This is a genomic window from Burkholderia sola, assembly GCF_905400185.1.
In the GTDB taxonomy this organism is placed as follows: Bacteria; Pseudomonadota; Gammaproteobacteria; order Burkholderiales; family Burkholderiaceae; genus Burkholderia; species Burkholderia sola.
In genome coordinates, this window is the sequence record NZ_FR989675.1 from 2,284,410 (window position 1) to 2,301,651 (window position 17,242).

14 protein-coding genes and 7 tRNA genes are annotated in these 17,242 nt (G+C 66.8%); 4 read left to right on the forward strand and 17 right to left on the reverse strand.

Going from position 1 to position 17,242, the window contains the following annotated elements; translation table 11 throughout:
- Positions 1 to 104 precede the first annotated feature (104 nt).
- Together KR541_RS10450 and KR541_RS10455 are read right to left on the reverse strand one after the other, a co-directional pair.
- Positions 105 to 539: a universal stress protein gene (locus KR541_RS10450; RefSeq protein WP_050012929.1), complete on the reverse strand. Its 435-nt coding sequence runs from the start codon at positions 537 to 539 to the stop codon at positions 105 to 107.
- A gap of 159 nt (positions 540 to 698) precedes the next feature.
- Positions 699 to 1,604, reverse strand: coding sequence for a LysR family transcriptional regulator (locus KR541_RS10455; protein WP_050012930.1), 906 nt, complete (start codon positions 1,602 to 1,604; stop codon positions 699 to 701).
- A 158-nt stretch (positions 1,605 to 1,762) separates the two neighbouring features.
- On the opposite strand from KR541_RS10455, the gene KR541_RS10460 reads away from it, so the two are divergent.
- Together KR541_RS10460 and aceB are read left to right on the forward strand one after the other, a co-directional pair.
- Entirely contained in the window at positions 1,763 to 2,530 is a 768-nt protein-coding gene (locus KR541_RS10460) for a haloacid dehalogenase type II (RefSeq protein ID WP_089488575.1), read from the forward strand.
- Between the two features lie 68 nt (positions 2,531 to 2,598).
- Positions 2,599 to 4,191: a malate synthase A gene (gene aceB / locus KR541_RS10465; protein WP_050012932.1), complete on the forward strand. Its 1,593-nt coding sequence runs from the start codon at positions 2,599 to 2,601 to the stop codon at positions 4,189 to 4,191.
- A 138-nt stretch (positions 4,192 to 4,329) separates the two neighbouring features.
- Here aceB and KR541_RS10470 read toward each other — a convergent pair whose 3' ends face one another.
- Positions 4,330 to 4,743: a gamma-glutamylcyclotransferase family protein gene (locus tag KR541_RS10470; protein WP_050012933.1), complete on the reverse strand. Its 414-nt coding sequence runs from the start codon at positions 4,741 to 4,743 to the stop codon at positions 4,330 to 4,332.
- A 281-nt stretch (positions 4,744 to 5,024) separates the two neighbouring features.
- Between KR541_RS10470 and KR541_RS10475 the strand changes: the two genes are divergently transcribed.
- Positions 5,025 to 5,906, forward strand: coding sequence for an AraC family transcriptional regulator (locus tag KR541_RS10475; protein WP_050012934.1), 882 nt, complete (start codon positions 5,025 to 5,027; stop codon positions 5,904 to 5,906).
- Between the two features lie 25 nt (positions 5,907 to 5,931).
- Here KR541_RS10475 and KR541_RS10480 read toward each other — a convergent pair whose 3' ends face one another.
- The 9 genes from KR541_RS10480 to gltX form a co-directional block, all read right to left on the reverse strand.
- Positions 5,932 to 6,396: a GNAT family N-acetyltransferase gene (locus KR541_RS10480; protein ID WP_050012935.1), complete on the reverse strand. Its 465-nt coding sequence runs from the start codon at positions 6,394 to 6,396 to the stop codon at positions 5,932 to 5,934.
- 349 nt (positions 6,397 to 6,745) lie between these two features.
- A tRNA-Asp gene (locus tag KR541_RS10485) sits at positions 6,746 to 6,822 on the reverse strand.
- 73 nt (positions 6,823 to 6,895) lie between these two features.
- Positions 6,896 to 6,971 (reverse strand) — tRNA-Glu (locus KR541_RS10490).
- A gap of 67 nt (positions 6,972 to 7,038) precedes the next feature.
- A tRNA-Asp gene (locus tag KR541_RS10495) sits at positions 7,039 to 7,115 on the reverse strand.
- Positions 7,116 to 7,195: 80 nt separating this feature from the next.
- Positions 7,196 to 7,271: transfer RNA gene (locus tag KR541_RS10500), tRNA-Glu, on the reverse strand.
- 63 nt (positions 7,272 to 7,334) lie between these two features.
- A tRNA-Asp gene (locus KR541_RS10505) sits at positions 7,335 to 7,411 on the reverse strand.
- Between the two features lie 78 nt (positions 7,412 to 7,489).
- A tRNA-Glu gene (locus KR541_RS10510) sits at positions 7,490 to 7,565 on the reverse strand.
- Between the two features lie 138 nt (positions 7,566 to 7,703).
- Positions 7,704 to 7,779: transfer RNA gene (locus KR541_RS10515), tRNA-Ala, on the reverse strand.
- 127 nt (positions 7,780 to 7,906) lie between these two features.
- The gene (gltX, locus tag KR541_RS10520; RefSeq protein ID WP_050012936.1) at positions 7,907 to 9,316 is read right to left on the reverse strand and encodes a glutamate--tRNA ligase; all 1,410 of its coding nucleotides are present in this window, start codon (positions 9,314 to 9,316) and stop codon (positions 7,907 to 7,909) included.
- A gap of 273 nt (positions 9,317 to 9,589) precedes the next feature.
- Between gltX and KR541_RS10525 the strand changes: the two genes are divergently transcribed.
- Entirely contained in the window at positions 9,590 to 10,507 is a 918-nt protein-coding gene (locus tag KR541_RS10525) for a patatin-like phospholipase family protein (protein ID WP_050012937.1), read from the forward strand.
- A 170-nt stretch (positions 10,508 to 10,677) separates the two neighbouring features.
- On the opposite strand, the gene KR541_RS10530 is transcribed toward KR541_RS10525, so the two are convergent.
- The 5 genes from KR541_RS10530 to KR541_RS10550 all read right to left on the reverse strand — a co-directional run bounded on the left by KR541_RS10530 (position 10,678) and on the right by KR541_RS10550 (position 17,214).
- The gene (locus tag KR541_RS10530) at positions 10,678 to 11,352 is read right to left on the reverse strand and encodes a C40 family peptidase (RefSeq protein WP_050012938.1); all 675 of its coding nucleotides are present in this window, start codon (positions 11,350 to 11,352) and stop codon (positions 10,678 to 10,680) included.
- A gap of 128 nt (positions 11,353 to 11,480) precedes the next feature.
- A complete protein-coding gene (locus KR541_RS10535; protein ID WP_050012939.1) occupies positions 11,481 to 13,103 on the reverse strand; it encodes an ABC transporter ATP-binding protein in 1,623 nt (540 codons plus the stop codon).
- Positions 13,100 to 14,197 (reverse strand): ABC transporter permease, encoded by a 1,098-nt coding sequence (locus tag KR541_RS10540; protein WP_050012940.1) that lies wholly within the window; start codon positions 14,195 to 14,197, stop codon positions 13,100 to 13,102. The genes KR541_RS10535 and KR541_RS10540 overlap by 4 nt, the downstream gene beginning before the upstream one ends.
- A gap of 48 nt (positions 14,198 to 14,245) precedes the next feature.
- Positions 14,246 to 15,289 (reverse strand): microcin C ABC transporter permease YejB, encoded by a 1,044-nt coding sequence (locus KR541_RS10545; protein WP_050012941.1) that lies wholly within the window; start codon positions 15,287 to 15,289, stop codon positions 14,246 to 14,248.
- A gap of 50 nt (positions 15,290 to 15,339) precedes the next feature.
- Positions 15,340 to 17,214, reverse strand: coding sequence for an extracellular solute-binding protein (locus KR541_RS10550; RefSeq protein WP_050012942.1), 1,875 nt, complete (start codon positions 17,212 to 17,214; stop codon positions 15,340 to 15,342).
- Between the last annotated feature and the right edge of the window lie 28 nt (positions 17,215 to 17,242).

The following is a 17,242-nucleotide window of genomic DNA, read 5'->3' on the forward strand; positions in this document are numbered from 1 at the left end:
AACCGGCCGCGCGGCCTGCGGGCCGCCAGCAACGCTGCGCGCCGGCTTCGTCCGGCGCGCCCTTTTTCCGATGCGCAGCCCGCCCCGCCACGGCCGGCGCTGCCCTACCGATAGACGATCACCGGAATTTTCGTATGGGTCAGCACGCGCTGCGTCTCGCTGCCGATCAGCAGGCTGCCGAGCCCGCGGCGTCCGTGGGACGCCATGAAGATCACGTCACACCCGCCGCGTTCGGCCGCCTCGATGATGCCGAGATACGGCGACGGATGCACGCTCGTCCACGTGTCGCACGCGACCCCGGCCGCCTTCGCGGCCGCTTCCACCTCGTCGAGATGCGCGCGCGCCTCGCGCTCGCTGCGCGCGCGGAAATCGGCGGGCGGCTCGATGATCACTTCGGAAAACGGCGAGTACGGGTATTGCGGCAGGCACGCATAGGCCGTGACCTGCGCGCCGACCGCGCGCGCCAGGTCGATCGCGCCGTCGATCGCCTTTTGCGACAGTTCGGAACCGTCGGTTGGAACGAGGATGTGCCGGAACATCGCGCCCTCCTTCGTCAATCGCACGCCGCGCGCCCCGGCTCCGGCCGAGCCGGCCGCGACACCGCGTGCATGCCTCTTACGATTGTAGTGGGTGAAACCGCGCAAGCCGCACCGCCAGCGGGTTCGCCCTCATATCGGAAACACGCGGGCGCGCGGCGCCTACTCGCCCCAATAGCCGGGCCGCTCGTACGTGTGCTTCAGGTAATCGAGAAACAGGCGCACGCGCAGCGGCAGATGTCGGCGCTGCGGAAACACCGCGTGAATGCCGATCGGCGGCGCGGCGAACGCATCGAGCACGCTGACGAGCCGGCCGGCCGCGACGTCCTCGCCGACTTCCCACCACGAGCGCCACGCGAGGCCGTGGCCGGCGAGGCACCATTCGTGCAGCACCGCGCCGTCCGAGCATTCCATCGTGCCGTTCACGCGGATCGACACGACCTTGTCGCCTTCCTGGAACGCCCAGCCGCGCTGCTGGTTCGCATTCGCCGCGAGCGCGAGGCAGTTGTGCCGCGCCAGTTCCGCGAGCGTGGCCGGCGTGCCGCGCCGTGCGAGATACGCGGGCGACGCGACGCACACGCGGCGGTTCTCGCCGAGCTTCAGCGACACGAGCGACGAATCGGGCAGCTCGCCGAGCCGCACCGCGCAATCGAACCCCTCGTTGACGAGGTCCACCATCCGGTCGGACAGGTCGAGCGTGACCGACACGTCCGGATGCGCGCCGCTGAATTCGGGCACGAGCGGCGCGACGTGCCGCCGGCCGAAGCCGGCCGGCGCGGAGAGCCGCAGATGGCCGCTCGCCTTGACACCGCCGGCGGACACGCTCGCTTCCGCGTTCTGCATCTCGTTGATGATGCGCTGGCAATCCTCGAGGAACGCCGACCCCTCGAACGTCAGCGTGAGCTTGCGCGTCGTGCGCACCAGCAGCTTCACGCCGAGCCGCTCCTCGAGTGCGTCGAGGCGGCGGCCGATGATCGCCGGCGCGACGCCTTCCGCGTGCGCGGCCGCCGACAGGCTGCCTTTGGCCGCGACCGCGGCGAACGTTTCGATCTGTTTGAACCGGTCCATGACTCCGTCGAGAGGACGGCCTCGCCGTCCTTCAAATAGCTTGAGCCGCACAAGATTAGGTATATGAAAGTAAAAGATCAAGTGATGTTTAGCGTCTTTTTTAGCAGCTTATATCACGAATAGAATCGACCCGACCTCTGAAACTGGAGCGCAAGGCTATGTCGGCCACAACGACACTCTCCTCCCCCGACGCCATCCTCTTCGACGCATTCGGCACGTTGTTCGACGTGCGTGCCGTGCTGGCCGCGGCTGAGCAGATGTTTCCCGGACACGGGGAACGGTTGTCGCAGCTGTGGCGGCGCAAGCAGATCGAATACTCGCAGCTGCGCACGCTTGCCGATCCGGCCGGCGCGCACTATCGCCCGTTTCGGGACATCACGCTCGACGCGCTGCGGTTCGCCGCGCGCAGGCTCGGGCTCGCGCTGAACAGTGCGGCCGAGAAACGCCTGATGGACGAATACGCGTGCCTGTCCACCTATCCCGACACGGTGCCCGCGCTGCGCCAGCTGCACGCGCTCGACCCGCGCCCGCCGCTCGCGATCCTGTCGAACGGCACCCCGCAGATGCTCGACATCGCGATCAAGAGCGCGGGCATGACCGGCCTGTTCGATCGCGTGCTGTCGGCCGACACCGTGCGCGCGTACAAGCCGAGCCCGGCCGCGTATGCGCTCGGCACCGCCGCGTTCGGCGCGAACCCGCGCGGCATCGTGTTCGTGTCGTCGAACGCGTGGGACGTCGCGGGCGCCACCTGGTTCGGCTACACGACGTTCTGGCTCAACCGCACGGGCGCGCCCGCCGAGGAACTCGGCGCGCCGCCCGACGGCACGGGCGCCGGCATGGCCGACCTGCTCGCGTTCCTCTCCACCCCCGCCCCGGCTCCGTCCGGCAGACCCGCAAACCGCACGCGCCCCGGCCCGGGTGCATGACGTTTCGCAGCGCTGCCGCCTTCCCCTTTCACCGAAACCGCAACTGACCGACCAAGGAGATGAAACTCATGAGCACCCCGATCACGCTGCCGCAAGGCATGACGATCACCGGCGAAATCAAGCCGGGTTACGAAGCGATCCTGACGCCCGACGCGCTGGCACTCGTCGCGTCGCTGCATCGCACGTTCGAATCGCGCCGCCAGACGCTGCTGCAGGCGCGCGTCGAGCGCACGAAACGCCTCGACGCGGGCGAGCGCCCCGATTTCCTCGCCGAGACGCAGGCGATCCGCGAAGGCGACTGGAAGGTCGCGCCGCTGCCGGCCGACCTGCAATGCCGCCGCGTCGAAATCACGGGCCCGGTCGAGCGCAAGATGATCATCAACGCGCTGAACTCGGGCGCCGATTCGTACATGACGGACTTCGAGGATTCGAACGCGCCGAGCTGGACGAACCAGATCGACGGCCAGATCAACCTGAAGGACGCGGTGCGCCGCACGATCTCGCTCGAGCAGAACGGCAAGTCGTACCGGCTGAACGACAAGGTCGCGACGCTGATCGTGCGTCCGCGCGGCTGGCACCTCGACGAGAAGCACGTGACGGTCGACGGCCAGCGCGTGTCCGGCGGCATCTTCGATTTCGCGCTGTTCCTGTTCCACAACGCGAAGGAACTGATCGCGCGCGGCTCGGGCCCGTACTTCTACCTGCCGAAGATGGAAAGCCATCTCGAGGCGCGCCTGTGGAACGACATCTTCGTCGCGGCCCAGGAAGCGATCGGCGTGCCGCGCGGCACGATCCGCGCGACGGTGCTGATCGAGACGATCCTCGCCGCGTTCGAGATGGACGAGATCCTGTACGAACTGCGCGAACACAGCTCGGGCCTGAACGCCGGCCGCTGGGACTACATCTTCTCGGCGATCAAGAAGTTCAAGAACGACCGCGACTTCTGCCTGGCCGAGCGTTCGAAGATCACGATGACAGTGCCGTTCATGCGCGCGTACGCGTTGCTGCTGCTGAAGACCTGCCACAAGCGCAACGCGCCGGCGATCGGCGGGATGAGCGCGCTGATCCCGATCAAGAACGATCCGGAAGCGAACGACAAGGCGATGGGCGGGGTGCGCTCGGACAAGCAGCGCGACGCGACCGACGGCTACGACGGCGGCTGGGTCGCGCATCCGGGCCTCGTGCCGATCGCGATGGAAGAATTCGTCAAGGTGCTCGGCGACCAGCCGAACCAGATCGCAAAGCAGCGCGACGACGTGCAGGTCGAAGGCAGGAACCTGCTCGACTTCCAGCCGGAAGCGCCGATCACCGAAGCCGGGCTGCGCAACAATATCAACGTCGGGATCCACTACCTCGGCGCATGGCTCGACGGCAACGGCTGCGTGCCGATCCACAACCTGATGGAAGACGCGGCGACGGCCGAGATCTCGCGCTCGCAGGTGTGGCAATGGATCCGCTCGCCGAAGGGCGTGCTCGACGACGGCCGCAAGGTCACGGCCGACCTCGTGCGCGAATTCGCGAAGCTCGAGCTCGACAACGTGAAGCGCTCGGTCGGCGGCAACACGCAGCCGTACGAACGCGCCGCGGCGATCTTCGAGCAGATGTCCACGTCGGAAGGCTTCACCGAATTCCTGACGCTGCCGCTGTACGAGGAAATTTGACGACGCCGTCGGCTGCGATCGCCGGACGGCCACGCCGTGTCGGCGGTCGCATGCGATGACGGGTCACCGGCAGGAAAAAAGCGCCCCGCGGGGCGCTTCCTCTTTTGCAGCGAATCCTGCCACCGCCCGCAGGCACGCTCAGGCGGCTTCCTGCTCGCGCCGGTGCTGAACCCAATCGCCGGACGCGATGCGCGGACGCCCGGCCGCCGCGTGCGCGGCGACCGGATAATACAGGCACGCGTACTGCCGGCCGCCGAGCTCGACCGTTACCTCGTCCGGCTTGAACAGCGAATCGACGCCCGGATAGACGCGCTCGATCTCGTCGAGCACCGGGACGAGCTGCGCGTCGACCTCGTAGACGTCGCCCCACACCAGCGACTTGCCGGCCGTACCGGCGATCATGCCCGGATACGTGCCGAAATCGACCAGTTCGCCCGGCAGCGCGGCCGCGCCCAGCAGCGTCGGCGCGGCGATGCCGTGGCGGGCGGCCGCATGGCCGATGTCGTTGGCCTGTCCGGCTCTCAAGGTGCCATAGACGAATACGTGGCGCATCGTGGTTCTCCTCTTCGATTCGTGTGTTGCCGTGTTGGCGTGCGACCGGTGCGCGATGGGCGCGACGTGGCGCACGCATCGATAGACCGCGATATCGGCCCGATGGTTCGAACCGTCGGTGCGACCGGCTGCGGGCGACCGGCTGCGGGCAGCCACCCCGGATTCGCCGACGCCCACACAAAGTTCATTTGAAGCCGGCATGATGGCCCGAAAAACCGCCGCATGCGCACGCGCGGCGCCTTCTAAAATAACGGCATCGCCGCCGCGCCGCCCGAACTTTCATGAATCCGCCCGCCCAAGCCGACGTATCGAACCCGTACGACGTCATCGACATCCCGCCGGAATTCGCGCCGACCGCCGACCATCCGATGCGCGTGCGCGCGCGGCAGGTCGATGCCGGCCGCCGCATTCCGCTGCACACGCATGCGTGGGCGCAGCTCGCGTATGCGTCGCGCGGCGTGCTGCGCGTGGCGACGACCGGCACGACCTGGATGGTGCCGCCGTCCCGCGCGATCTGGGTGCCGCCGCACGTGTCGCACGAAGTCGTGATCGTCGAAGAGGCCTACTTGCGCACGCTGTATATCGACGAGTCGATCGTGCCGGGCGGGCTCGATGCATGCCGCGTCGTCGAGGTGACGGGGCTGCTGCGCGAGCTGATCGTCGCACTCGACGCGCGCGACCTGAGCGCCGCGCGCGAGCGCCTGCTGTGCGGGCTCGTGCTCGACGAGCTGAGTCATGCCGAACCGTTGCCGCTCGCGGTGCCGATGCCGGACGAAAAACGGCTGCGCCTGCTGTGCGAATCGGTACTCGCGCAGCCCGCGCATGCGGAGTCGCTCGAACACTGGGCGAGCGAGGTCGGCGCGAGCACGCGCACGATCTCCCGGCTCTTCAAGCAGGAACTGGGCGTGAGCTTTTCGCAGTGGCGCCAGCAGGCGCTGCTCGCGCGGGCGATCCCGCTGCTGAACCAGGGGCGACCGCTGTCGCACATCGCGCGCGAACTCGGCTACCAGAGCCAGAGCGCGTTCTCGGCGATGTTCCGCCGCGCATTCGGCGAAAGCCCGCGCGCGTTCATGCTGCGCGGCTACGAACATCGGGGCCCGGAAGGCGACGTCGCGGAAAACGAAACGCCGGACGACGACGGCGCGATCGACGCGGCCCGCTGATCGCTCGTTCCCGCGCGCCGGACCGTCAGACCGGCCGCACCATGTGGCGGATCGAGCCGAGTTGCGCGAGCCGCGGCCCGGTGACGCGGTAGCCCATGCGCAGATACAGATGCGCGGCAGGATTGTCGACGAACACGCGCAACTGCAGTTCGTGCAGCCCGCGCGCACGCGCCCAGCGATGCGACATCTCGAGCATGTAGGTGCCGGCGCCCTGCCCGCGATGGCCGGCCGCGATCTGCACGTCGCGGATGTGCAGCGAATCGCACTCCTCGGTCACACGCAGCACGCCGATGCGCTCGCCGTCGGCTTCGAGGATGAAGTTTTCGGATTCGCGCCAGCTCGCATAGAACAGGTCGCTGCGCCACACGAGCCCATGGCGCTTGTAGTAGCCGCCCATGTTGCCGTGCGTCAACGCTTCGGCATACGGAAAATCGCCGGGCTCCGCGGGTCGGAGCTGATACAGGAGTCGCAGGTCGGTCGGATCGAGCATCGCGCAGGAGTCGGAAACGCATCCCGCCACGATAGCGCAGTCGCGTGCGGATGCAATCGCGAATTTCTCGTAGGGGCGCGGCGCGCGGTGTCGGGTGTCAGCGGAAGGCACAATGGACGATTCAAATGAAAAAGCCCGCACGAGGCGGGCTTCTTCATTTTCTGGCGGAGCGGACGGGACTCGCCTACATCCCGCAGGCCGCGGCTGCGCGTGCACGCGCAGCCCTTCGAGTCCCGTCGGAAGCCGCGCAGGCGGCTTCCTCCGCTCCGCAGTCACGCGCCCGCGAGCGAGCACAACGACCGAATGCACAAACAACAATGCCCGCACAAGGCGGGCATTGTTGTTCGTTTGGCGGAGCGGACGGGACTCGAACCCGCGACCCCCGGCGTGACAGGCCGGTATTCTAACCGACTGAACTACCGCTCCAGTCTTGCTGCTTGCCTGGCAGGCGTCGGTTACTTCCTGCCGGCGCGTCGTTTGTTCGAACGACGCCGAAATCTGGCGTCCCCTAGGGGATTCGAACCCCTGTACTCACCGTGAAAGGGTGATGTCCTAGGCCTCTAGACGAAGGGGACAACGTACTGCTTACATCCTTAACGAGAAAGCCCGTTCAAAAAAACGCTTTTTGAACGGGCTTCGTTCTGGCGGAGCGGACGGGGCTCGAACCCGCGACCCCCGGCGTGACAGGCCGGTATTCTAACCAACTGAACTACCGCTCCAGCTTTTCTGCACCACCGCCTGCAGGATCTCGTCACGTTCCTGCACGCGTTGCGACACTTCCATGAAACGCCGCCGAATCTGGCGTCCCCTAGGGGATTCGAACCCCTGTACTCACCGTGAAAGGGTGATGTCCTAGGCCTCTAGACGAAGGGGACAACGTACTGCTTACATCTTTAATACAAAAGCCCGCTCAAAAACGTCTTGAACGGGCTTCGTTCTGGCGGAGCGGACGGGACTCGAACCCGCGACCCCCGGCGTGACAGGCCGGTATTCTAACCGACTGAACTACCGCTCCAGCTTTCTTACCCAACCTGCAGGACGTCGGTTACGTTCCTGCAAGCCTTGCGACGCTTCTACGAAACGCCGCTGAATTTGGCGTCCCCTAGGGGATTCGAACCCCTGTACTCACCGTGAAAGGGTGATGTCCTAGGCCTCTAGACGAAGGGGACAAAATCTTTTCAGATTTGTCTGACTTTCGCTATTTACTTTACAGTCAACAGCGAAGGCCGAAATTCTAACTGCTTTGAATCATTTTGTGAAGCACTTATTACTACCGCTGCTTCGCAAATCAATCCAGCTTGTTCTGTTGGTGGAGGTAAGCGGGATCGAACCGCTGACCTCTTGCATGCCATGCAAGCGCTCTCCCAGCTGAGCTATACCCCCTTGCAGAACAGAAATGAGATTATATGGACCGATTTCGAACTTGTAAATACCCTTTTTACGATTCGCGCGAAATTTTTTGCGAAGCCGCCGCGCGCTCATGCGCGGCGGCTTCGCGCTCGCCCATACGTCAGCCCAGCGCGGCCTCGATGCGCGACACCACGACGTCGCGACCGAACAGCACGAGCACCGCATCGATCGACGGCGTGTGCGTCGTGCCCGCCACCAGCAGACGCACCGGCATCGCGAGCTGCGGCATCTTCAGCTTGTGCGTGGCGAGCGTCGCCTTCAACGCCGCGGACACTGCCTCCTTCGTCCAGTCGGCCGCCTTCAGCGCGACGACGAGATCGGCCAGCGCCGGCCGCACCGCATCGGTCACGTGCTGCGCGAGCGCATCGGCGTCGGGCGCCGGCACACGGTAGAACATCGTCGCGCCTTCCGCGATCTCCTTGACCGTCGTCGCACGATCCTTCATCAGGCCGACCACCGCGTCGAGCGCGGGGCCCGTCGCGATCGCCGCGTCGTCGATGCCGAGCGCATCGAGGAACGGCTTCGCGAGCGCCGCGAGGCGCGCGTTGTCGGCTTCCTTGATGTAATGCGCGTTCAGCCAGCTCAGCTTGCTGTGGTCGTACTGCGCGGGCGACTTGCCGAGGTGCTCGAGATCGAACCATTCGACGAACTGTTCGCGCGAGAAGATCTCGGCGTCGCCGTGCGACCAGCCGAGGCGCGCGAGATAGTTGACGACGGCCTCCGGCAGGAAGCCTGCGTCGCGGTACGCCATCACGCTCATCGCGCCATGCCGCTTGCTCATCTTCTCGCCCTGCTCGTTCAGCACGGTCGGCAGGTGCGCATAGACGGGCGGCTCGCCTCCGAGTGCGTTCAGGATGTTGATCTGGCGCGGCGTGTTGTTCACGTGGTCGTCGCCGCGGATCACGTGCGTGATGCCCATGTCCATGTCGTCCACCACCACGCAGAAGTTGTAGATCGGCGTGCCGTCCGGGCGCGCGATCACGAGGTCGTCGAGTTCCTCGTTCGAGATCTCGACACGCCCCTTCACCGCGTCGTCCCACACGACCGTGCCCGTCAGCGGATTGCGGAAGCGCAGGACCGGCTTCACGCCGGCCGGCGGCTCCGGCAGCACCTTGCCGGGCTCCGGACGCCACGTGCCGTCGTAGCGCGGCTTCAGGCCGGCTTCGCGCTGGCGTTCGCGCAGCGCGTCGAGTTCCTCGGCCGACATGTAGCACGGATACGCGAGGCCCTTCTCGAGCATCTGCGCGAGCACTTCGCGATAGCGGTCCATCCGCTGCATCTGGTAGATCGGGCCTTCGTCGAAATCCAGCCCGAGCCATTGCATCCCTTCGAGGATCGCATCGACCGCTTCCTGCGACGAGCGCTCGACGTCGGTATCCTCGATGCGCAGCACGAACGTGCCTTTCATCTTGCGGGCGAACGCCCACGGATAGAGTGCGGAGCGGATGTTGCCGAGGTGGATGAAGCCGGTGGGACTCGGCGCGAAGCGGGTACGGACAGGACGGGTCATAAACGGTAACTCGAACGCCTGGGGCGCATGAATGATTCGACGCGGGACGACGGCAGCCCGGACAGCAACGGAGCCGGCGACGCCCGGAACGGGAAAGAAGCCGGAATTATACTCGCGCCGGACATCGCGCCAAGCGCGCCGCTTGCTTTATGATGTGCGCGCCGCGGCCGCCAGCCGGTGCGGCGCCGGCCGCGCGGAACCCGCTGCGCGGCCTCGGAAACCCTCGCCGCCGCGGGCCGTGTGACCCGCCGCCAAGCCGCCGGAGAACCATCGATGTCGTCCCCTCGCCTGTCGCGCCGCCACTTCACGATCGCGTGCGCGTCCGCCAGCCTCGCCGCCTGTACGTCCTTCGGCGACAAGTCCCGCCCCGGCACGGCCCTGCCGCAGGAGAAGCCCGTCAAGATCGGTATCGCGCTCGGCGGCGGCGCCGCGCGCGGCTTCTCGCACATCGGCGTGCTGAAGGCGCTCGAGGCGCGCGGCATTCCGATCGAGATCGTCGCCGGGACGAGCGCGGGCTCGGTGGTCGGCGCACTCTACGCGTCGGGCATGAACGCGCTGCAGATCAACAAGATCGCCCTCGACATGGACCAGGCGGCGATCAGCGACTGGGCGCTGCCGTTCCGCTCGCGCGGCCTGCTGCAAGGCGTCGCGCTGCAGAACTTCCTGAACAAGACGCTCAACAACCGGCCGATCGAGAAGATGGCGAAGCCGCTCGGCATCGTCGCGACGGACCTGCAAAGCGGCCAGCCGATCCTGTTCCAGCAAGGCAACGCGGGGCTCGCGGTGCGCGCGTCGTGCAGCGTGCCGTCGGTGTTCGAGCCGGTGAAGATCGGCACGCGCGAATATGTCGACGGCGGCCTCGTGAGCCCTGTGCCGGCGTCGTTTGCGCGCAAGATGGGCGCGAGCTTCGTGATCGCGGTCGACATCTCGGCCCGCCCCGACGGCGCAGCGACCAACAACCCGATCGAGATGCTGCTGCAGACCTTCACGATCATGGGCCAGACGATCAAGACCTACGAGCTCGACAAGTACGCGGACGTCGTGATTCGCCCGAACCTCGCGGCGATGGGCGGCAGCGACTTCAACCAGCGCAACGCGGCGATCCTCGCGGGCGAGGAAGCGGTCGCGCGCATCATGCCGGAACTGCAGCGCAAGCTCGCGGCGGCGCGCGGCGTGGCCGTGGCCGCGTAAGCCGCCCAAGCCACGATGAGCGGGAGGCCGCGGCACGCGCCGCCTGCCGCCCGTGGCCGACGCAACGACTTCCGCCCCGCCGTCGACGCCGCCCCAAAAGCAAAAAACCCTGCCGCCTTTCGGTGACAGGGTTTTTTATTTTATCGTCCGGCCCGCGCGACCGGCAAACGTCAGTTGCTGCCGTTCGCCGAATCGTCGCCGAGCGTCGCGCGCACGCGCTGACGCAGGTCTTCGGGCTTCATCGGGAATTCCGATTCGATCCGGCGCGCACCGGTGAAACGCTTTTCCCAGTAGCCGCTGTCGAGATCGTCGACGCGAACCGTGCTGCCCGTCGACGGCGAATGCACGAACTTGTTGTCGCCGATATAGATGCCGACGTGCGAGAACGTGCGGCGCATCGTGTTGAAGAACACGAGATCGCCCGGCTTCAGGTTGCTCATGCTCACCTTCTCGCCGACGCGGCTCATTTCTTCCGCGCGACGCGGCAGCGACATGCCGAGCGTGTCCTGGAACACGTAGCGCACGAAGCCGCTGCAGTCGAGGCCCGAATCCGGCGAGTTGCCACCCCAGCGATACCGCACGCCGATCATGTTCAGCGCGCCGACCACCACGTCGCCTGCCTTGCCCGCCATGCCGGCAAGGAACGACTTCGCGCCGCCGCTCGACGGCTGCGCGCTGGTCTGCTGGAGGGGGGAACCCGACCCGATCTGAGTCGAATTGCTGACATTCTGGTTAAAACTGCTGACTTCGTCGGCGAACGCGCCGGGTGCTGCTGCGAACAGGGCGCCGATGAACAGCCCGGCGATGGTGCGCGCGCATGCCTGGGTCAGGGATCGATGCTGCATTGGTCGATGGAATATGCTTAAAAATCAGCTGATTGGCGGAAAATTTCGGTCGATACTAGCCAGCGCGTAATCGTTTGTCAAAACAAATTAATAAATACAATCGAGATGGTCAGACCATTGGCCGCCTATCACGCTTTCCAGACCGCTTTCAACAGCTTTTGTGTGTAAGGATGTGACGGTCGAGCGAAGATGTCGGACACCTCCCCCGACTCGACGACGGCGCCGTCCTGCATCACCGCGACGCGGTGCGCCATCGCGCCGATCACCTCCAGGTCGTGGCTGATGAACACGTAGCCGAGGTTGTATTTCTGTTGCAAATTCGCGAGCAGCTTCAGCACCTGCTGCTGGATCGACACGTCGAGCGCCGATGTGGGCTCGTCGAGGATCAGGATGCGCGGCTCCAGCACCAGCGCGCGCGCGATCGCGATCCGCTGGCGCTGGCCGCCCGAGAATTCGTGCGGATAGCGGTGCAGCACCGTGCGGTCGAGGCCGACTTCGCGCAGCACCGCGAGCGACTTCGCGCGGCGCGCGTCGGGCGTCATGTCCGGGCGATGCAGCTCGAGCCCCTCGCCGACGATCCGCTCGATCGTGTGACGCGGCGAAAGCGAGCTGAATGGGTCCTGAAAGACCACCTGCATGTTCGAGCGCAGCGCGGTCTGTTCGCGGCCGCGATAGGTCGACAGCGCACGCCCCTGGAATTCGATCTCGCCGCCGGCCGTCTTCTGCAGCCCGAGCAGCGCCATCGCGAGCGTCGACTTCCCCGATCCCGATTCGCCGACGATGCCGAGCGTTTCGCCCTGCCGCACCGACACCGACACGTCGGCCACGGCCGTCACCGGCACCGTGCCGAACCAGCCGGCGAAGCCCGGCCGCTTGCGCGCGAACTGCACGCTCACGTGGCGCGCGTCGAGCACGACGGGCGCGATCGGCATCACCGGCGTGACCGCGCGTTGCGGCCGGCTGTTCAGCAGCCGCTGCGTATACGGATGCTCGGGCGACGCGAAGATCCGCTCGACGGGCCCGCTCTCGACGAGCCGGCCATGCTCCATCACCGCGACGCGCTGCGCGAAGTGCCGCACGAGATTCAGGTCGTGCGTGATCAGCAGGATCGCCATCCCGCGCTTTTCCGCCTCCTCGCGCTGCAGCTCGAGCAGCAGGTCGACGATCTGCGCGCGGATCGTCACGTCGAGCGCGGTGGTCGGCTCGTCGGCGAGCAGCAGGCGCGGCCGGCACGCGAGCGCCATCGCGATCATCGCGCGCTGCCGCTGGCCGCCCGACAACTGGTGCGGGTAGCTGTCGACGCGCTTCTCGGGCTCCGCGATGCCGGTGCGCGCGAGCAACGCGATCGCCCGCTTGCGCGCCTCGACGGCCGATACGCCGTCGTGCAGCACGATCGTCTCGCCGATCTGCACGCCGATCGTATACAGCGGATTGAGCGCCGTCATCGGCTCCTGGAAGATCATCGCGATGTCCGAGCCGCGCAGCCCGCGCATCTCGCGCTCGCTCTTGGCCGCCAGATCCTGCCCGGCAAAACGGATCGCGCCGGTGACATCGGCGTCGCGCAGCAACCGCAGGATCGACAGCGCGGTCACGCTCTTGCCGGACCCCGATTCGCCGACGAGCGCGACCCGCTCGCCGCGCCCGATCGCGAGCGTCACGTCGTCCACCGCGACCGTGTCGCCGAAGCGCACGTGCAGATGCTCGAGCGACAGCAGCGGTTCGTCCGCCTTCGATACGACTGCGTCGCTCATCGCTGCCCTCCCGCCGCGCGCACCGAATCGGCGATCCGCGTGTCGAGCGCGTTGCGCAGCGCATCGCCCATGAAGGTCAGCAGCAGCAGCGTCGCGACCAGCACGCCGAACGTCGACAGCGAGATCCACCACGCGTCGAGGTTGCCCTTGCCCTGCGCGAGCAGCTCGCCGAGGCTCGGCGTCGGCGGCGGCACGCCGAGCCCGAGGAAATCGAGGCTGGTGAGCGCGAGAATCGAGCCGCTCATCCGGAACGGCAGGAACGTGATCACCGGCGTGAGGCTGTTCGGCAGCACGTGGCGCCAGATGATCTGCCAGTTCGTGAGTCCCATCGCGCGGGCCGCGCGCACGTAGTCCTGCGTGCGGTTGCGCAGGAACTCGGCGCGCACGTAGTCGGCAAGCCCGATCCAGCCGAACAGCGACAGCAGCACGATCAGCAGCAGGAAGCTCGGCTCGAAGATCGACGCGAAGATGATCAGCAGGTACAGCTCGGGCAGCGAGCTCCAGATCTCGATCAGCCGCTGCCCGACGATGTCGATGCGCCCGCCGAAGAAGCCTTGCACCGCGCCCGCGGCGATCCCGAGCAGCGTGCCGATCACGGTCAGGATCAGCCCGAACTCGACCGAGATGCGGAACCCGTACACGAGCCGCGCGAGCAGGTCGCGGCCCTGCGCATCGGTGCCGAGCCAGTTCTCGCGCGACGGCGGCGCCGGGTTCGGCACGTTCGAGAAGTAGTTCAGCGTGTCGTAGTAATAGCGGTTCGGCGGATAGACGACGAAGTTGCCGGGCGCCTCGAGCCGCTTGCGCACATACGGATCGAGATAGTCGGCCGGCGTCGGGAAATCGCCGCCGAAGGTCGTCTCCGGGTACGCATGGAACATCGGGAAATAGGTCTGGCCGTCGTAGCGCACGACGAGGGGCTTGTCGTTCGACCACAGCGGCGCCGCGAGGCTCGCGGCAAACGCGACGACGAAGATCACGAAGCTCCAGTAGCCGAGGCGCTGCTGCCGGAAGCGCTGCCACACACGGCGGGCCGGCGACGGCGACACGCGCGCGCGCGCGGCGTCGATGCGGGGGGATGCGACGGCCCGGTTCATCGCGCGCCTCGCCCGCTGGCGCCGGGCATGCGAATGGCTCGTTTCATGTCAGCGCTCCAGGTTGTCGAATTGAATGCGCGGATCGACCCACACATAGCAAAGATCGGAAATCAGCTTGGTCGCGAGCCCGATCAGCGTGAACAGGTACAGCGTGCCGAGCACGACCGGGTAATCGCGCCGCACGACCGACTCGTACGACAGCAGCCCGAGGCCGTCGAGCGAGAACAGCGTCTCGATCAGCAGGCTGCCGGTGAAGAACGCGCCGATGAACGCGGCCGGGAAACCGACGATCAGCGGCAGCATCGCATTGCGGAACACGTGCTTCCACAGCACGCTGCGCTCGGAGAGCCCCTTCGCGCGCGCGGTCAGCACGTATTGCCGGCGGATCTGGTCGAGGAACGCATTCTTCGTGAGCATCGTGATGACCGCGAAGCTGCCGACGACCGACGCGGTGATCGGCAGCGCGATGTGCCACAGATAGTCGAGCACCTTGCCGACGAGCGACAGCTGCGCGAAGTTGTCGGACGTGAGGCCGCGCAGCGGAAAGAGCTGCCAGAACGAGCCGCCGCCGAACAGCACGAGCAGCAGCACGCCGAGCACGAAGCCCGGAATCGCATAGCCGACCAGCACGACGAGGCTCGTCGCGACGTCGAACGGCGAACCGTTGCGCACGGCCTTCGCGATGCCGAGCGGCACCGAGATCAGGTACGTGAGGAAGAACGTCCACAGCCCGATGCTGATCGACACGGGCAGCTTCTGCACGACCAGCGACCACACGCTCTGGTGGCGAAAGTAGCTTTCGCCGAGATCGAAGCGCGCGAAGCGCTTGAGCATCAGCCAGTAGCGTTCGAGCGGCGGCTTGTCGAAACCGTACAACGCCTTGAGCTGCGCGAGCTGCTGCGCGTCGACGCCGGTGTGCGCGCGCATCCCGAATGGCGTCGCGCCCTGCTCGGTCGCGCCCTTGCGCAACTCCTGCACGGCCTGCTCGACCGGGCCGCCCGGCACGAACTGGATCACCGCGAACGTGAGCGTCAGCACGCCGACGAGCGTCGGGATCATCAACAGCAGGCGTTTGAGGATGTAGCTCCACATAGGGCGTCGACTCGTGATCGGTGGCGGGTTGGATGAAGGGCCGGCGCGGGTCAGTGATCGGGCTTCGCCCACCAGGTCGACACGACCCAGCCCTCGGCCGAATAGTACAGCGGCAGCGTCTGCGGATAGGCGAGCGTGCGTCGGTACGCGACGCGGTGCGTCGTGCTGTACCACTGCGGCACCGCGTAGTAGCCGTGCATCAGCACGCGGTCGAGCGCGTGCGTCGCGTCGAGCAATTCCTCGCGCGTCTGCGCGGTGCCGAGCGCGTGCAGCAACGCGTCGACGGCCGGCGATTTCAATCCGATGAAGTTGTCGGAGCCCGGCTCGTCGGCGAACTTGCTCGCGTACCGCGAGTATTGCTCGGCGCCGGGCACCTGCACGCCCGGCAGGCGGATCGTCGTCATGTCGTAGTCGAACGCATCGAGGCGCTTTTGCAGCAGCGCGTAATCGGCCGTGCGAAACCGCACGGCGATGCCGAGCTTCGCGAGGTTGCGCTGGTACGCGGTCACGACGCCTTCCATCGCGCCACCCGCATCGTCGAGGATCTCGAAAGCGAACGGCTCGCCCTTCGCATTGCGCAGCGCGCCGTCGCGATAGGTCCAGCCGGCCTGTGCGAGCAGCGCGCGCGCCTTCAACAGGTTCGCGCGCAGCGAGCCCGGCGGATTCGTGTTCGGCTGCGTGACCATCGGGCCGAACACGGCCGGATCGAGCTGCGCACGCAGCGGCTCCAGCAGCTTCAGCTCGCCCTCGCCCGGCGTACCGGTCGCCTGCAGGTCGGTGTCGGCGAAATAACTGTTCAGGCGCGTGTACGCGCTGTAGAACAGCTGGCGGTTCAGCCATTCGAAGTCGAACGCGAGGTCGAGCGCCTGACGCACGCGCACGTCGCGGAACAACGGCCGGCGCAGGTTCATGAAGAAGCCCTGCATGCCGGCGCCGTTATGCTGGCGGAATTCGCGCTTGACGAGCTCGCCGCTGTCGAAACGCTTGCCGACGTCGCGTCGCGCCCAGTTGCGCGCGACGTACTCGACGAGCACGTCGTATTCGCCGGCCTTGAACGCCTCGAGCCGCGCGACGCCGTCGCCGTACAGCTTGTAGACGATCCGCTCGAAGTTGTGGGTGCCGACTCGCACCGGCAGGTCGGCGCCCCAGTACGCGGGGCTGCGCCGGTAGGTGATCGTGCGGCCGTTGTCGTAATGGTCGATCACGTACGGGCCGCTGCCGATCGGCTGCTCGAACGCGAGCTGGTCGAACGGGATGCGGGAGCCGTCCGCGCGCAATCCCCACTTGCGCGAGAACACCGGCACGCCGCCGGCGATCAGCGGCAACTCGCGGTTCGCGCTGTGGAATTCGAAGCGCACGGTCGCCGGATCGACGACCACGGCCTTCGTGATTTCGGCGAAGTACGCGCCGAACTGCGGTGCGGCCTGCTTGCTCTTCAGCGTGTCGAACGAAAACTTGACGTCGTCCGCCGTGACGCGATCGCCGTTCGAGAAGCGCGCGCGCGGATTCAGGTGGAACGTGACCGAGCGGCGGTCCGGCGCGACGTCGATGTCGTCGGCGAGCAATCCGTACGCGGACGCCGGCTCGTCCAGGCTGCCGGTCGCGAGGCTCTCGAACAGCATGTCGATGCCCGGCGCGGTGTTGCCGCGCATCGTGAACGGATTGAACTTGTCGAACGACGTCAGCCGGCTCGGGTTCGCGAGCACGAGCGTGCCGCCCTTCGGCGCGTCGGGGTTCACGTAGTCGAAATGCTTGAAGCCCGGCGGATACTTCGGCTCGCCGTACTGCGCAATCGCGTAGGCCGCGTGCGCGGCGGGCGCGGCCAGCGCCGCGTGCAGCGCCAGCACCGCGGCCACGCGGCCGGCGGCCCGCAGTGCACCGCGGCAGGCGCGCGCGGCGGCGGCCCGGGGCGAACCCTTCGTCATAGAGGCCCTGTCGTCGAATGAGGGTAGT

Bases quoted from the DNA above. Each gene is read 5' to 3' on its own strand.
- KR541_RS10475 (WP_050012934.1), top strand. From the start codon at position 5,025: ATGAATCCGCCCGCCCAAGCCGACGTATCGAACCCGTACGACGTCATC.
- KR541_RS10450 (WP_050012929.1), bottom strand. From the start codon at position 539: ATGTTCCGGCACATCCTCGTTCCAACCGACGGTTCCGAACTGTCGCAA.
- gltX (WP_050012936.1), bottom strand. From the start codon at position 9,316: ATGACCCGTCCTGTCCGTACCCGCTTCGCGCCGAGTCCCACCGGCTTC.
- KR541_RS10540 (WP_050012940.1), bottom strand. From the start codon at position 14,197: ATGAACCGGGCCGTCGCATCCCCCCGCATCGACGCCGCGCGCGCGCGC.
- KR541_RS10535 (WP_050012939.1), bottom strand. From the start codon at position 13,103: ATGAGCGACGCAGTCGTATCGAAGGCGGACGAACCGCTGCTGTCGCTC.
- KR541_RS10480 (WP_050012935.1), bottom strand. From the start codon at position 6,396: ATGCTCGATCCGACCGACCTGCGACTCCTGTATCAGCTCCGACCCGCG.
- aceB (WP_050012932.1), top strand. From the start codon at position 2,599: ATGAGCACCCCGATCACGCTGCCGCAAGGCATGACGATCACCGGCGAA.
- KR541_RS10530 (WP_050012938.1), bottom strand. From the start codon at position 11,352: ATGCAGCATCGATCCCTGACCCAGGCATGCGCGCGCACCATCGCCGGG.
- KR541_RS10460 (WP_089488575.1), top strand. From the start codon at position 1,763: ATGTCGGCCACAACGACACTCTCCTCCCCCGACGCCATCCTCTTCGAC.
- KR541_RS10525 (WP_050012937.1), top strand. From the start codon at position 9,590: ATGTCGTCCCCTCGCCTGTCGCGCCGCCACTTCACGATCGCGTGCGCG.
- KR541_RS10550 (WP_050012942.1), bottom strand. From the start codon at position 17,214: ATGACGAAGGGTTCGCCCCGGGCCGCCGCCGCGCGCGCCTGCCGCGGT.
- KR541_RS10470 (WP_050012933.1), bottom strand. From the start codon at position 4,743: ATGCGCCACGTATTCGTCTATGGCACCTTGAGAGCCGGACAGGCCAAC.
- KR541_RS10455 (WP_050012930.1), bottom strand. From the start codon at position 1,604: ATGGACCGGTTCAAACAGATCGAAACGTTCGCCGCGGTCGCGGCCAAA.
- KR541_RS10545 (WP_050012941.1), bottom strand. From the start codon at position 15,289: ATGTGGAGCTACATCCTCAAACGCCTGCTGTTGATGATCCCGACGCTC.